The following is a 12610-nucleotide window of genomic DNA, read 5'->3' on the forward strand; positions in this document are numbered from 1 at the left end:
GGGGGATGACCCACATGCCGCGCCTCGGGATCACGCTGGGGGATCCACGCGGGATCGGGCCGGAGGTGACCGCGGCGGCGCTCTCCTCGTTCTCGGGGATGGACGGGATCGAAGCGGTCCTGGTGGGGCCGCGGTCGCTCGGCGAGGTGGAGGATCACCTGGAAGGAGTGCCCCGGGAGACGGTGGGAGACTGGGACCCCACGGGCGGCGAGCGGCTCGCGGGCCTGCTGTCGGGGCGGGCCATCGAACGGGCCGTGGCGATGGCGCGGACGGGAGAGATCGACGGAATCGTCACGGCTCCGATCAGCAAGACCGCGCTGCGGGCCGCGGGGTACGCGCACCCGGGTCACACGGAGTTTCTCCAGGAACTGGCGGGAGCGCACGAGGTCACGATGATGATGTCCGCCGAGCGCACGCCCCTCGGCGGACCGCTGCGCCTGGCGCTCCTCACCGCGCATCTCCCCCTGCGCGACGTGCCCTCCGTGCTCAATGTGGACCTTTTCGCACGCAGATCGCGGATCGCGATCGAAGCGCTGCGCGCCTGGTGGGGGATCGAGCGGCCCCGCCTCGCCTTCGCGGGGCTCAATCCGCACGCGGGCGAAGGCGGACTCTTCGGCGATGAGGAGATCGAAGTGTTCGCGCCGGCGCTCGCGCGGCTCGCTGCGGATCCCGGCGTGGAAATCCTCGGCATCTTCCCCGGGGACACCGTCTTCCTGAAGGCGCTCTCGGGGGAGGCGGACCTCGTCGTGACGCCCTACCACGACGTGGGGCTCGCGGTGCTGAAGACGATCGCGATGAACGAAGGCGTGAACGTGACGGCGGGGCTTCCCTTCCCGCGAACGTCTCCGGATCACGGCACGGCGATGGACATCGCGGGCCGCGGGATCGCGGATCCGGGAGCGATGCGGGCCGCCATCGACCTCTGCGCCCGGTTCTGCGCGGCGCGGGTTGCTGCGGGATGATCTCGCTGAGAGATGTCTCGAAGGCCTATCCGCGCTCCGGAGACGCGCTTCGGGGGGTGTCCTTCCGTCTCCGGAAGGGGGAGTTCGCCTTCCTCACCGGACCCTCGGGGGCGGGCAAGTCGACGGTGCTGGAACTGATCCACTTCCAGACCCGACCGACCAAAGGCGAGGTTCAGGTCTCACGCTACAACTCGAGGCGGGTCCGCCGCCGGGATATTCCGGCGCTGCGACGGCGCGTGGGGTTCGTGTTTCAGGATTTCAAGCTGCTGGAGCGGCTGACCGCCGCGGAGAACGTGGCCTTCGCGCTCGAAGTCATCGGGACCCCGCGACGCGAGATCGCGGGCCGCGTCCAGCGGCTGCTGAGTCAGGTCGGGCTCGCCGCCCGCCACCGCTCGCGACCAACGGAGCTGTCGGGCGGTGAACGGCAGCGCGTCGCGGTGGCGCGCGCCCTCGCCACGGAACCGCGGATCCTCCTCGCGGACGAGCCCACGGGCAACCTCGATCCCGACGCCGCGGGGGGCGTGTTCGAGCTGTTCCGCATGCTGAACCGGCTCGGCACGGCCGTGCTCATGGCCACGCACGACGCGGACTTCGTGCGCCGACACCCGGACATCCGTCGACTCGAGCTGGAGGACGGGCGACTTGCCCGCGACTCCGCCGCATGAGATTCATGCGCGAGGCGCTCGCCGGCTTCCGGCGCACCCCTCTGCTGTGCGCCCTCTCGATCGGGGCGACCGGGCTCAGCCTCGTGATCCTCGGCCTCTTCGGGCTCGTTGCGCACAATATCGGCGGCGCGATCGGCGACGTGGAACGCCGCGTGGAGGTCGTCGGCTACCTGCTCGATGACGCCGGCTCGGAACAGGTGCGGGCCGCCCGGCGGGAGTTGGAGGCGCTCCCGGCGGTGGAATCCGTGCGCTACGTATCGAAGGACGAGGCGCTGGAGCGGGCGCGGCGCGATCTCGTCGAGTTCTCGGACGTCTACGGGGAATTGCGGGTGAACCCGCTTCCGGCCTCGTTTCACCTCCGGCTCCGGGAGGGCTTCCGCACGCCGGAAACGGTGTCGGAGACCGCGGGCGCGCTGGCGGCGTATCCGTTCATCGAGGAGGCGCGGTTCGGGGATGAGTGGGTGGAGCGGCTCTTCGCGCTGCGGAGCGCGGCGGTGGGGATCGCGCTGGCCCTGGGCGGCGGATTCGCCCTGATCGCGGTGCTTCTCATCGTCACGACGGTGCGCATGGCCATCCTCGCGCGCGGTGAAGAGATCGAGATCATGCAGATCGTGGGCGCGCGGGAAGGCTATATCCAGCGGCCCTTCCTTCTCGAAGGCGCGGTCACCGGGCTCGCGGGCGGGCTGCTGGCGCTCGGCGTGACGCGGCTCGCGTACGTCGTCTTCCCCATCCGTTTCGCCGCCATCGAATCGCTCGCGTGGCTCCCGCACCTCTGGACCGCGTCCGGCGTCGCAGCCGCCGCCCTCCTCGGCCTGCTCGCAGCCGCCTACTCCGTGCACCGTGAAGTGGGACGCGCGTATGGCCCGTCCTAGCCGTTCGTCCGGGGGGCGGAGTGCCGGGCGGCCCTGGGGTCTGCGACGCCGCGCGTGGGCGGCGCGGCTCGTCGGGGCCGTGAGCTTCGCCGTCGCGACGAGCCCGACATGGACCGCGCCCCTTCCCGCGATCGCGCAGGAGTCGTCGGATGTGCGGCGCCGCCTGGAGGAGAGCGAGGGACGGCTCGAACTCATCCGCGAGGAACGACAGCGGCTGCGCCGGGAACTCGAGGGGATCGCGGGCCAGGTCACCGGCGACTCGGCCGAACTCGTGAACATCGAACGACAGATCGCTGCTTCGGCGAGCCTCCTGGCCGAGTTCGACGTTCAACGGCTCGCGCTCTCCGAGCAGCTCACGGCCATGACGCGCGAGATGCTGCTCACGCGCGACGAACTCGCGGCGCGCCAGGTCGTGCTGCGGGCGCGGCTCCGCGACATCTACAAGCGCGGCCCCCTCCGCACCGTCGAGGTGCTCCTCTCCTCCCGGTCGTTCTCGGACCTGCTCAATCGCTACAGGTATCTCCGCGACATCGCCGTCTTCGACCGCATGCTCGTGGAGGACGTGAAGAAGCTGGAGGACACCCTCGCGGACCTGCGCGGCGGACTGAGCCGGGAAGGCGACCGGATCGCGCGCGTGCGAGCGGAGAATCGCCGGGAATACGACGAATTGGAGAGGTTGGAGCGGCAGAGGCAGGAGCGGTTGCGCCGATTCGCCGACCGCCGCGACGAGGCGCAGTTGACGCTGGCCCGGCTGGCGGCGGAAGAGGCCGAGTTGCGGGCGCTCATGGCGGGGCTGGAAGAACGACGCCGCTCGGCGGAACGCGAGGCGGGCGCGGCGTCGGTCTCGTCGCTGACGACCGGGGATCTCGGGAGCCTCGCCTGGCCCGTCGAGGGGGAGGTCTTGTGGCGGTTCGGGCCCGAGCGGGAAGGACGCACGACGATCCCGCGGGAAGGGATCGGGATCGCGGCCCCGCGCGGCACGCCCGTGAACGCGGTGGACCGCGGCACAGTCGCCTCCGTGGCGGCGCGCGCCTCGGGACTGACGGTGATCCTCGATCACGGCGGGGGTTTCTACTCGTCCTATCAGAAGCTCCGCGACGTCACGGTCGGCGAGGGACAGGCGGTCGGCGAGGGACAGGCGCTCGGCCACGTGGGCGGGGACGCCACCCGGCCACACATCGAGTTCCAGATCTACGAGCCGGGGACGGTGGGGCCCCGCGCGGTGGATCCGGTCCGGTGGCTGAGGGGTCGCCCGTGAACGCCGAGCGTCCCTGGGGACAGGAGGACCTCCTGCAACGGCTGGCGAGCGCGGTCGCGGGCCGGAGACTGCCGCAGTCGCTTCTCGTCCACGGCCCGGAGGGCGTCGGCAAGCGTTCGCTGGCGCTGTGGATCGCGCGCGCGCTCCAGTGCGAGCCGGCGGGGGCGGAGGATGTGCCCTGCGAAGCGTGCCGGCCCTGCCGCATGGCGGCGCGGCTGGAACACCCGGACATCCACCTCCACTTCCCGATGCCGCGCCCGAAGCGGGCCGCCTCGCGGGCCAAGCTGCGGGAAGCCATCGAGGCGCAGCGGCACGAGCGTCTCGCGCTGCTGCGGGAGGATCTCCACGCACGCCTGGACCCGGACGCCGTCACGGGACTCTACGTGGCCGCCGTGGAGAACATCCGGGACCAGGCGTCCCGGCGTCCGTCGATGGCGCGCAGGTCGGTGTTCGTGATCGAGGACGCGGAGCGGATGGTGCCGCAGAGCGCGAGCCCCGAGGCGGCGAACGCCTTTCTCAAGCTCCTGGAGGAGCCGCCGCCGTTCGCCTACATCGTCCTCACGAGCGGCCGTCCGGACGCCCTTCTGCCGACGATCCGGTCCCGCACGGTGCCGCTCCGCATCGCGCCGCTGCCGACCGAACACGTGGCGGCCTATGTGGCGGAACACCTCGGCGTGCGCGATGACGACCGCGCACGGGCGGTCGCCCGGCGGGCCGGCGGCGCGGTCTACCGGGCGCGCACGCTCGTCGACTCCGAAGCCGGCGAATCCGAGGCCGCGGCGGACGGCCTGCTGGCCGCCGCCCTCGACGGTTCGCCGCAGGCGCGCTATCGCGCCGCCTCCCGCTACTCCGCACGCGGCGCGCGAGGGGAGTTGGAACCGGCGCTCGAAGCCCTGCGCATCCGCCTTCGGGACATGCTCTGCGTCGCCGCCGGAGCCCCCGACGCGGCGCTCGATCCGGCGGGCGGCCGAGACGCCGGGGGCGCGAGGGGCGGCCCGGCGGAAGGCGCGGTTCTCGAAGCCCTCGGGGCCGTCGATGCGGCCATGGAAGGGGTGGGCCGCAACCTGAATCCGCAGGCGACGACAGCCCTCCTGCTCGAGGAGATGAGCGCGGCCTTCGCCGGTCGCCCCACTGGCCGGACGGCGGGAACACCGCAGTTTGCGGGGGTACTGAGAAGTTTGTGACGGGAGGCAGCTTCGTGGACGGACTCACACATCTGGATCCGGAAGGGCGGGTGCGAATGGTCGACGTGGGAGAGAAACCTCTCACGCGACGCGTGGCCGTGGCCGAGGGCCGGATCCGAATGAGCCGCGCGACCCTCGATGCCATCCGGGAGGGCGAGGTCGAGAAGGGAGAGGCGCTCGCCGTAGCCCGTCTCGCGGCGATCCAGGGGGCCAAGGCGGCGTCCGCGCTCGTTCCGCTCTGCCATCCGATCCCGCTCGACGCGGTAGATGTCGACCTGGAAGCCGAGGAGACGCCGCCGGCTTACCGGCTCGGCGTGCGGGCCTCGGCAGAGTGGCGCACGGGCGTCGAGATGGAGGCGATGGCAGGCGTCGCGGCCGGCCTGCTCGCCCTCTACGACATGTGCAAGGCGATCGACCGGGGCATGACGCTGGGGCCGATTCGACTCCTCGAGAAGCGCGGGGGACGATCCGGCACCTGGAAGTCGGATGCGAAGTGATGCGGATACGGGGGACGCGGTGAGCCACCGGGAGGCGCTGCGGACGAAGATCGAGTCGGGCACGGCCCGGGTGGGCGTGCTCGGGCTCGGCTATGTCGGTCTTCCGGTCGTCACGGCGTTCTCCGGCGCAGGCTTTCGGACGCTGGGGTTCGATATCGACGAGCGTGTCGTCCGGCGGGTGAGGCGTGGCGACTCCCACATCGGCGATGTCCCGGCGCGCACCGTCGCCGCCGCCGTCGAGAGCGGCCTGCTCGATGCGACAACGGACTTCGGCCGGCTCGCGGAGATGGACGCCGTCATCATCTGCGTCCCCACCCCGCTCGGGAAGACCGGCGATCCCGACGTTTCCCACATACTCGACGCGCTCGCGCACATCCGCGACGGCCTCCGGCCCGGTCAACTCATCGTCCTCGAGTCGACCACCTACCCGGGCACGACCCGGGAACTCCTGCAGCCGGAACTCGAACAGGGCGGACTCACGGCGGGAAAGGAATTCTTCGTCGCCTTCAGCCCCGAGCGCGTAGACCCCGGCAATCCCATCTACACCTTCACGAATACGCCGAAGGTCGTGGGCGGATTGACCGCCTCCTGCCGCGAACTCGCCGATGGCCTCTACGAGAGAGTCATCGACGAGGTCGTGAGCGTTTCGTCGCCCGAGGTCGCGGAACTCACGAAACTGCTCGAGAACACCTTCCGCGCCGTGAACATCGGGCTTGTGAACGAGATGGCGGTCATCGCGGATCGTCTGGGGATCGACATCGGCGAGGTCGTCGAGGCCGCGGCGACGAAGCCGTACGGCTTCATGCGTTTCACGCCCGGCCCCGGGCTGGGCGGTCACTGCCTCCCGATCGACCCGCAGTACCTCGCCTGGAAGATGCGGACGCTCCAGTACCGGACCCGCTTCATCGAACTCGCCGCCGAGGTCAACGCCGAGATGCCGCGCTACGTCGTGGATCGCGTCGCGCAGGCGCTCAACCGGCACCGGCGGCCGCTGAACGGCAGCCGCGTCCTGCTGCTGGGCGTCGCCTACAAGCCGGGCGTCGGCGATGTCCGCGAGAGTCCGGCGCTCGACGTCATCGAACTCCTGCGCCGGCAGGGCTCCGAGGTCTCATATCACGATCCGTTCGTGCCGCGGCTGGCACTGGAGGGCGGAGACCTCGAATCGCAGCCCCTGACGGCGGAGTCGGTCGCATCGAGCCACGCCACGGTCGTGATCACGGATCACCCGCAGGTGGACTACGGTCTCGTGCTCGAGAGGGCGCAGATCATCGTGGATACGCGCAACGGCCTGCCGAAGCGGTCCGGGGAGCCCGGCGAGCAGGCCGGTGCGGCCCTCTATCCGCTTTCCGGCCCCGCGCGCGGCGGCTCAGCGCCGGATCTCGAGCCGGTCGCCGGGATGGATCCGGGTCGAGGAGAGGCGATTCCATTCGATGAGGTCGCGCGTCGATACCGAATGTCGGCGGGCGATCAGCCATAACGAGTCACCCGGCCGGACCACGATCGTCACAGGCCCGGCGCCGTTGCTCGCGGACCCCGTCGAACCCGTTCCCGTCGACCCGCCCGTTCGCGGAATCAGCAACTCCTGGCCGATCTGCAGGCGTCGCGGATTCACATTGCCGTTCGCGGCCCGCAACGCCGCCACCGACACGCCGTATCGCTGCGCGATCACGTCCAGCGTCTGCCCGCGCTGCACCGTGACGACGGTCGTCCCCTCGGCGTTCGTCCGCGCGTCGAGCGGGCGAGTGGGCGAGCTGCGCGCGATCGATGCGCCGGGCGCCCGCGCCGACCGGGGAATGACGAGTTCCTGGCCGATCTGCAGGCGACGCGGGTTCAGGTTGCCGTTCGCCGCACGCAGCGCCGCCACCGACACACCGTACTGCTGCCCGATCCACCCCAGCGTGTGACCGCGCTGGACCGTGTGGAACGTCCAGGTCACCCGCTCATCCACGGGCACGGCCGCATACCGCGCCGCGAACCGGGCGGCGCCCTCCACCGGGACCCGAACCTCGACCTCGCGGTTCGGCGGCGTCACGTCGCGCGGAAACTCGGGGTTGAGGAGGTTGATCGTTTCCTCGTCGGTCCCGGCGGCCTCCGCCAGGACGTCGAAGCTCGTCGCGTCGGGCACGCGCACCTTCGCGTACTCCGGGATCGTCTCTCTCTCGGGATCCGGGAACCCGTAGCGCGCGGGATCGTGCCCGATAATGGCCGCCGCGATGATCTTGGGCACGTAGTCCCGCGTCTCGCGCCGCAGCAGACGGCGGTCGGCGAGATCCCAGAAGGTGCCGCCCGGCACGGTGCGCAGCCCGCGGCGGACCCGGTTGGGTCCTCCGTTGTAGCCCGCGGCCGCGAGATACCAGGAACCGAACTCGTCGTAGAGGTCCTTGAGGTGCCGGACCGCGGCGTCCGTCGCCTTCTCCGGATCTCTCCGTTCGTCGATCCAGTAGGATATTTCGAGGCCGTACTGGCGCCCCGTGCCCGAGATGAACTGCCACAGCCCCACCGCGCTCGCGCGGCTGTAGGCGTTCGGGTTCATCCCGCTCTCGATGAGCGCGAGGTAGATCAGGTCCTGCGGCAGCCCCGCCTCGCGCAGCTTCCGGCGAATCATGGGCTCGTAACGGGTCTTGCGGCCGAGGTAGGTCCCGAAGCGTTCGCCGATGGCGGTCTGGAAGTAGTGGACCCACGACCGGACGCGCTCGTTCATCTCAAGCCTGAAGACGCGCGGATCCTCTCCTTCGTGCACCAGCCCCATCGGGTCGCCGCCTAGCATCTCGCGGATGGCCCGATCAATCTCCGCCGGCGTGGGCTCGGCATCCGTATCGTCTGCCGGGCCCGGCACGACCGGGTCCTCCGGCATCAACTCGTCGTCCGGAGCCGGCGCCGACGCGGGAGCGTCTCCCGGCTGCGGGGTCGTTTCGGGTGGATCCGCCGCGCCGGCCTCGGGCGCCCCCTGCTCGACGTTCGCGTTCTCCGGGGCCGGGCCGAGTTCGGGTGTACGCTGGGTGAGCGCGCAGCCGTGCAGCACAAACACCGCGAGCAGAAGACCGACCCAATGAAGGCACGCAGGGACGAGCGTTCTCGATGATCGATAGGTCATCAGACGGCAAATCCCCCCTTGGTGCCACAACTCTGGTGCTGCTACCCCCAGGCCCCTCCACCCCGCCAAGGCGTCGCTCCGGAAGCAGGACCGGACAACACGCGAATAATGGTACAGAAGCGGATGTGCCGTGTCGAGACGGACCCGGCGGCGAAGCGTTTCAGGCGAGATGCAGTGCCGCTCGAACGCAGCAGGGTTTTGCCACGGGTTGCTAGACGTGGTAGTTGGGGGCTTCGCGCGTGATCACGACATCGTGCGGATGGGACTCGCGAAGTCCGCCGGAAGTGATGCGGAGGAAGCGGGCATCGCGGCGGAGTTCGTCCATGTCGGCGGCGCCGCAGTACCCCATGCCGCTGCGAAGACCGCCGACGAGCTGGAACACGGTGTCCGACACCGGCCCCTTGTAGGGCACCCGGCCTTCGATCCCCTCGGGGACCAGCTTCTGGGCGGACGATCCCTCCTGAAAATACCGGTCGGCCGAGCCGGCCTGCATGGCCGCCAGCGAACCCATGCCGCGGATCACCTTGAACCGCCGCCCCTCGAGGAGGAAGGTCTCCCCCGGGCTCTCGTCGGTGCCCGCGAACATGGACCCGAGCATGCACGTCTCCGCCCCCGCCGCGATCGCCTTCACGAGATCGCCGGAGTACTTGATGCCGCCGTCGCCGATGACCGGCACCCGGCCCTCCGCCCCCGCCACGCTGTCCTCGATCGCGGTGATCTGAGGCACGCCCACCCCCGTGACGACGCGCGTCGTGCAGATGGATCCCGGCCCCACGCCGACCTTGACCGCGTTCACCCCCCGCTCGACGAGCGCCGCCGCCCCCTCCCGGGTCGCGACGTTGCCGGCAATGAGGTCGATGTCGGGGAGCGCCTCCCGCACCCGGGTGACGGCCTCGAGGACGCCTTCCGAGTGCCCGTGCGCGGTGTCGAGGACGATAACGTCCACGCCGGCCCCGGCAAGTTCCCGCGCCCGCTCGAGTTCGTTCCGGCTCGCCCCCACGGCCGCCCCTGCCCGGAGCCGTCCGTGGCCATCCTTCGTCGCGTTGGGAAACTGCCGCCGCTTGAAGATGTCCTTGACGGTGATGAGCCCCGCGAGCCGCCCGTCCTCTCCCACCACGGGGAGTTTCTCGATCTTGTGACGGCGGAGAATCTCCTCCGCCTCGTCGAGCGAGGTCCCGGCGGGCGCCGTCACGAGATTCTCGCTCGTCATCACCTCCCGCACCGACCGCGAGAGGTCGGTCTCGAACACCAGGTCCCGGTTGGTCAGAATCCCGACGAGGGCGCCGTCGTCGCCCACGATGGGGACCCCGCTGATCGAAAAGTCCCTCATCCGCCGTCGGGCCTCGCCCAGGGTGGCGTCGGGTCCGAGCGTGACGGGGTCCAGAATCATCCCGCTCTCGGATCGCTTCACCCGGTCGACCTGCCGGGCCTGGTCTTCGATCGGCATGTTCTTGTGGATGATGCCGATCCCCCCCTCGCGCGCGAGAGCGATGGCCATGCGGGACTCCGTCACCGTGTCCATGGCGGCGGAGAGCAGCGGAATCTGGAGTCGGATCCGTTGAGTCAGGCGAGTGGAGACATCGACATCCGCCGGATGAACGAGCGCATGCCCGGGTGCGAGCAGAACGTCATCGAAAGTCAGTGCTTCGCGGCTGGAGCGCGGCGTGGGAGCTTCCATGCGCCATCGTAGGCGACGGCCCTCGCGACGTCAACGAGCGGCCGGTCGCCCGGCGGCAACCGCCGTCCTACGGGTCGACGACGATCTCGCGCGTCTCGGGCGGCGGGCGATCCTCCCGGGGTTCCGGTTCCGGGCTTCCCGCTTCGAGTTCGGCGAGGAATCCCCGCCCGGCCTCGCGGAACGAGTCGATCACGCGGTCGGCCGCGCCGAGCACCTTCATCGTCCCCTTGACCGCGGTGGTCGAGGCCCGCGTCCTCCGCAGCCCCCGATGGACGGATTCTGCGAAGTGCTGGAACGGATCCGCGCCGGCCGCCGGCCGGGATGCGTACTTCGATGCGAGATAGTCGATGAAATCGACGACCTCGTACTGCTTGTCTTCGGGGAGAGCCTGGAGCTTCCTCCAGATCTTCTTCCTCAGGATCTCGTTCATGCCTTCTTCGGCCATGGCGCCTTCCGACTCCGTGGTCGTCCGAACCCGCCCCGCCTTCCTTCGCCGGTCCCCCTCATACTCCGCCCGACAGGGGGCAGGTTTCAAGTACGCAGCGCGCGCGGCGGCGCGAGGGGTTCCGCCGTCCGCCGCCGCAAGCATAACATGTAGCGCGTGAAAACCGCCTATGACCTCGCCTGCGAAGAACTCGCCGCGGCCCCTCGACGATGGCTGGTCACGGGAGGCGCCGGGTTCATCGGATCGCACCTCGTCGAGCGGCTCCTGACGCTGGGACAGGAGGTCGTGGCGCTCGACGACCTCTCGACCGGAAACCGCGGCAACATCGACGAAGCCGTGGCGGCATCGGGCGCCCCGGCGGACCGGTGCCGTTTCCTCGAGCAGGACGTCGTCGATGCCGACGCGGTCCTCGAGGCATGCCGCGATGTCGACATCGTGCTGCACCAGGCCGCGCTGGGTTCGGTGCCCCGATCCGTCAAGGAGCCGCAGGAGACGTACGCCCGCAACGTCGAGGGGTTCATCAACGTGCTGGACGCGGCCCGCGACGCCGGCGTTTCCCGCCTCATCTACGCCTCCTCGAGTTCGGTGTACGGGGACTCGCCCTACCTCCCGAAGGTGGAGGCCCGCATCGGAAACCCGTCCTCCCCTTATGCGGCCACGAAGCGCGTCAACGAGTTGTACGCGGAGATGTACCGCCGCAGCTACAACATCGAGGTCGTCGGACTCCGCTACTTCAACGTCTTCGGCAGGAGGCAGGCACCCGACGGACCTTACGCCGCGGTCATACCGCGCTGGACCCTGAGGATGCTCGCGGGAGAGCCGTGCCAGATCTTCGGGGACGGGAAGACGACCCGGGATTATTGCTACATCGACAACGTGGTACAGGCGAACCTGCTCGCCGCCACGACGGGGGCGGAGGCGGCGCTCGGCGTCTACAACGTCGCCGCGGGAGATCCGACGACGCTGAACGAGCTGTTCGCCCTCATTCGGTCGGGGCTTGCGAAGAAGCGGCCGGATGTGGGAAACGCCGAACCGGTGTACGAGCGCTTCCGGGTCGGTGACGTCCGGCATTCCTACGCGGACATCTCGAAAGCCCGGGAACGGCTGGGATACGAACCCCGGTGGACGCTCACCGAAGGTCTTCAGTCCACGCTCGACTGGTACGCCGCCTTCTGAACGGCGGGGACTGGCCTGCGGGTACCCATCCCCCAGGGCTGCCGGGGTCCGATCTTCACGTCTGGAGAATCGATCTCTCCGCCTGTGACGGTTCCGGCGGCGACGCCCTCCTGAGTCCGGACGAGCGGGCCCGCGCCGAGCGACTCGTCAACGCGAAGGCACGCGCCCGCTTCCGTTGCGCCCGCATCGCCCTGCGACGCCTCCTCTCCGGGTATATGCGCGTCCCGCCCGGCAAGTTGGCGCTGGAGTACGGAGAGCACGGAAAGCCTCGGCTGTTACGAGGGAGCGACGGGGCCGGCGATGCTCCCCCCTTCTTCTTCAACCTCAGCCACTCGGGCGGACTCGCGCTCTGCGCGGTGGGCCAGATTGGCGAGATCGGAGTGGACATCGAACGCATCCGGCCGCTCAGCTACCCGGGGGATCTCGCCCGCGACCACCTCTCCCCCGAGGAACGGCGCCTCCGGTCCGACTGGGAGACCCCGGCGGCGAGGCCGGAGTTCTTCCGGATCTGGGCCCGGAAGGAGTCTATCCTCAAGGCCGCCGGACTCGGTTTATCGCGTCCGCTGGGCCGCGTCGACACGATTCGCGGGGAACTCGACGGGCGTTCGTGGTGGTTGATCGACCTCTTCCCCGGGGAAGGTTTCACGGGCGCCGTGGCATGCGCCCGGAGGCCGGAGACCGTCCGGCGGTGGAGCTGGCGGTGACCGCCGCGGGGTCGCCGATCGTTCGGCGGCGGCGGGCGAGGTTGACGATGGCCTATCCGCTCCCCATAGTGCCTC

The 12610-nt window shown here is 70.1% G+C and carries 12 protein-coding genes; 9 read left to right on the top strand and 3 right to left on the bottom strand.

Translation table 11 applies throughout. The annotated features are described in order from the left end of the window. Positions 1-14 precede the first annotated feature (14 nt). The 7 genes from RN729_RS02110 to RN729_RS02140 all read left to right on the top strand — a co-directional run bounded on the left by RN729_RS02110 (position 15) and on the right by RN729_RS02140 (position 6915). A complete protein-coding gene (locus RN729_RS02110) occupies positions 15-962 on the top strand; it encodes a 4-hydroxythreonine-4-phosphate dehydrogenase PdxA (RefSeq protein ID WP_310781979.1) in 948 nt (315 codons plus the stop codon). Further along, positions 959-1627, top strand: a complete 669-nt coding sequence (ftsE, locus tag RN729_RS02115) for a cell division ATP-binding protein FtsE (RefSeq protein ID WP_310781980.1) — start codon at positions 959-961, stop codon at positions 1625-1627. The genes RN729_RS02110 and ftsE overlap by 4 nt, the downstream gene beginning before the upstream one ends. Next, positions 1624-2499 (top strand): permease-like cell division protein FtsX, encoded by an 876-nt coding sequence (locus tag RN729_RS02120; RefSeq protein ID WP_310781981.1) that lies wholly within the window; start codon positions 1624-1626, stop codon positions 2497-2499. The genes ftsE and RN729_RS02120 overlap by 4 nt, the downstream gene beginning before the upstream one ends. A 79-nt stretch (positions 2500-2578) precedes the next feature. After that, positions 2579-3757 carry a peptidoglycan DD-metalloendopeptidase family protein gene (locus RN729_RS02125; protein WP_310781982.1) on the top strand — a complete coding sequence of 393 codons (1179 nt, stop codon included), beginning with the start codon at positions 2579-2581 and terminating at the stop codon, positions 3755-3757. Beyond that, positions 3754-4941 (top strand): AAA family ATPase, encoded by a 1188-nt coding sequence (locus tag RN729_RS02130; RefSeq protein ID WP_310781983.1) that lies wholly within the window; start codon positions 3754-3756, stop codon positions 4939-4941. Before RN729_RS02125 ends, RN729_RS02130 begins: the two co-directional genes overlap by 4 nt. 14 nt (positions 4942-4955) lie before the next feature. Then, complete coding sequence (gene moaC, locus RN729_RS02135; protein ID WP_310781984.1) at positions 4956-5438, top strand: cyclic pyranopterin monophosphate synthase MoaC; 483 nt, start codon at positions 4956-4958, stop codon at positions 5436-5438. Then, positions 5428-6915: a nucleotide sugar dehydrogenase gene (locus tag RN729_RS02140; RefSeq protein ID WP_310781985.1), complete on the top strand. Its 1488-nt coding sequence runs from the start codon at positions 5428-5430 to the stop codon at positions 6913-6915. Before moaC ends, RN729_RS02140 begins: the two co-directional genes overlap by 11 nt. Here RN729_RS02140 and RN729_RS02145 read toward each other — a convergent pair. The 3 genes from RN729_RS02145 to RN729_RS02155 all read right to left on the bottom strand — a co-directional run bounded on the left by RN729_RS02145 (position 6805) and on the right by RN729_RS02155 (position 10655). Next, positions 6805-8532: a LysM peptidoglycan-binding domain-containing protein gene (locus tag RN729_RS02145; protein ID WP_310781986.1), complete on the bottom strand. Its 1728-nt coding sequence runs from the start codon at positions 8530-8532 to the stop codon at positions 6805-6807. The two genes, RN729_RS02140 and RN729_RS02145, sit on opposite strands and share 111 nt — an antisense overlap. A 211-nt stretch (positions 8533-8743) precedes the next feature. Further along, positions 8744-10210, bottom strand: coding sequence for an IMP dehydrogenase (guaB, locus tag RN729_RS02150; RefSeq protein WP_310781987.1), 1467 nt, complete (start codon positions 10208-10210; stop codon positions 8744-8746). A 67-nt stretch (positions 10211-10277) separates the two neighbouring features. Next, the gene (locus tag RN729_RS02155) at positions 10278-10655 is read right to left on the bottom strand and encodes a DUF2281 domain-containing protein (RefSeq protein ID WP_310781988.1); all 378 of its coding nucleotides are present in this window, start codon (positions 10653-10655) and stop codon (positions 10278-10280) included. A 156-nt stretch (positions 10656-10811) separates the two neighbouring features. Here RN729_RS02155 and RN729_RS02160 point away from each other — a divergent pair, with 156 nt between their 5' ends. Beyond that, positions 10812-11831 carry an SDR family oxidoreductase gene (locus tag RN729_RS02160; protein ID WP_310781989.1) on the top strand — a complete coding sequence of 340 codons (1020 nt, stop codon included), beginning with the start codon at positions 10812-10814 and terminating at the stop codon, positions 11829-11831. Continuing rightward, a complete protein-coding gene (locus tag RN729_RS02165; protein WP_310781990.1) occupies positions 11777-12535 on the top strand; it encodes a 4'-phosphopantetheinyl transferase superfamily protein in 759 nt (252 codons plus the stop codon). Before RN729_RS02160 ends, RN729_RS02165 begins: the two co-directional genes overlap by 55 nt. Positions 12536-12610: the final 75 nt, after the last annotated feature.

This window comes from Candidatus Palauibacter polyketidifaciens (genome assembly GCF_947581785.1).
GTDB classification, from domain to species: Bacteria; Gemmatimonadota; Gemmatimonadetes; order Palauibacterales; family Palauibacteraceae; genus Palauibacter; species Palauibacter polyketidifaciens.

Bases quoted from the DNA above. Each gene is read 5' to 3' on its own strand.
- RN729_RS02110 (WP_310781979.1), top strand. From the start codon at position 15: ATGCCGCGCCTCGGGATCACGCTGGGGGATCCACGCGGGATCGGGCCG.
- ftsE (WP_310781980.1), top strand. From the start codon at position 959: ATGATCTCGCTGAGAGATGTCTCGAAGGCCTATCCGCGCTCCGGAGAC.
- RN729_RS02120 (WP_310781981.1), top strand. From the start codon at position 1,624: ATGAGATTCATGCGCGAGGCGCTCGCCGGCTTCCGGCGCACCCCTCTG.
- RN729_RS02140 (WP_310781985.1), top strand. From the start codon at position 5,428: ATGCGAAGTGATGCGGATACGGGGGACGCGGTGAGCCACCGGGAGGCG.
- RN729_RS02145 (WP_310781986.1), bottom strand. From the start codon at position 8,532: ATGACCTATCGATCATCGAGAACGCTCGTCCCTGCGTGCCTTCATTGG.
- guaB (WP_310781987.1), bottom strand. From the start codon at position 10,210: ATGGAAGCTCCCACGCCGCGCTCCAGCCGCGAAGCACTGACTTTCGAT.
- RN729_RS02155 (WP_310781988.1), bottom strand. From the start codon at position 10,655: ATGGCCGAAGAAGGCATGAACGAGATCCTGAGGAAGAAGATCTGGAGG.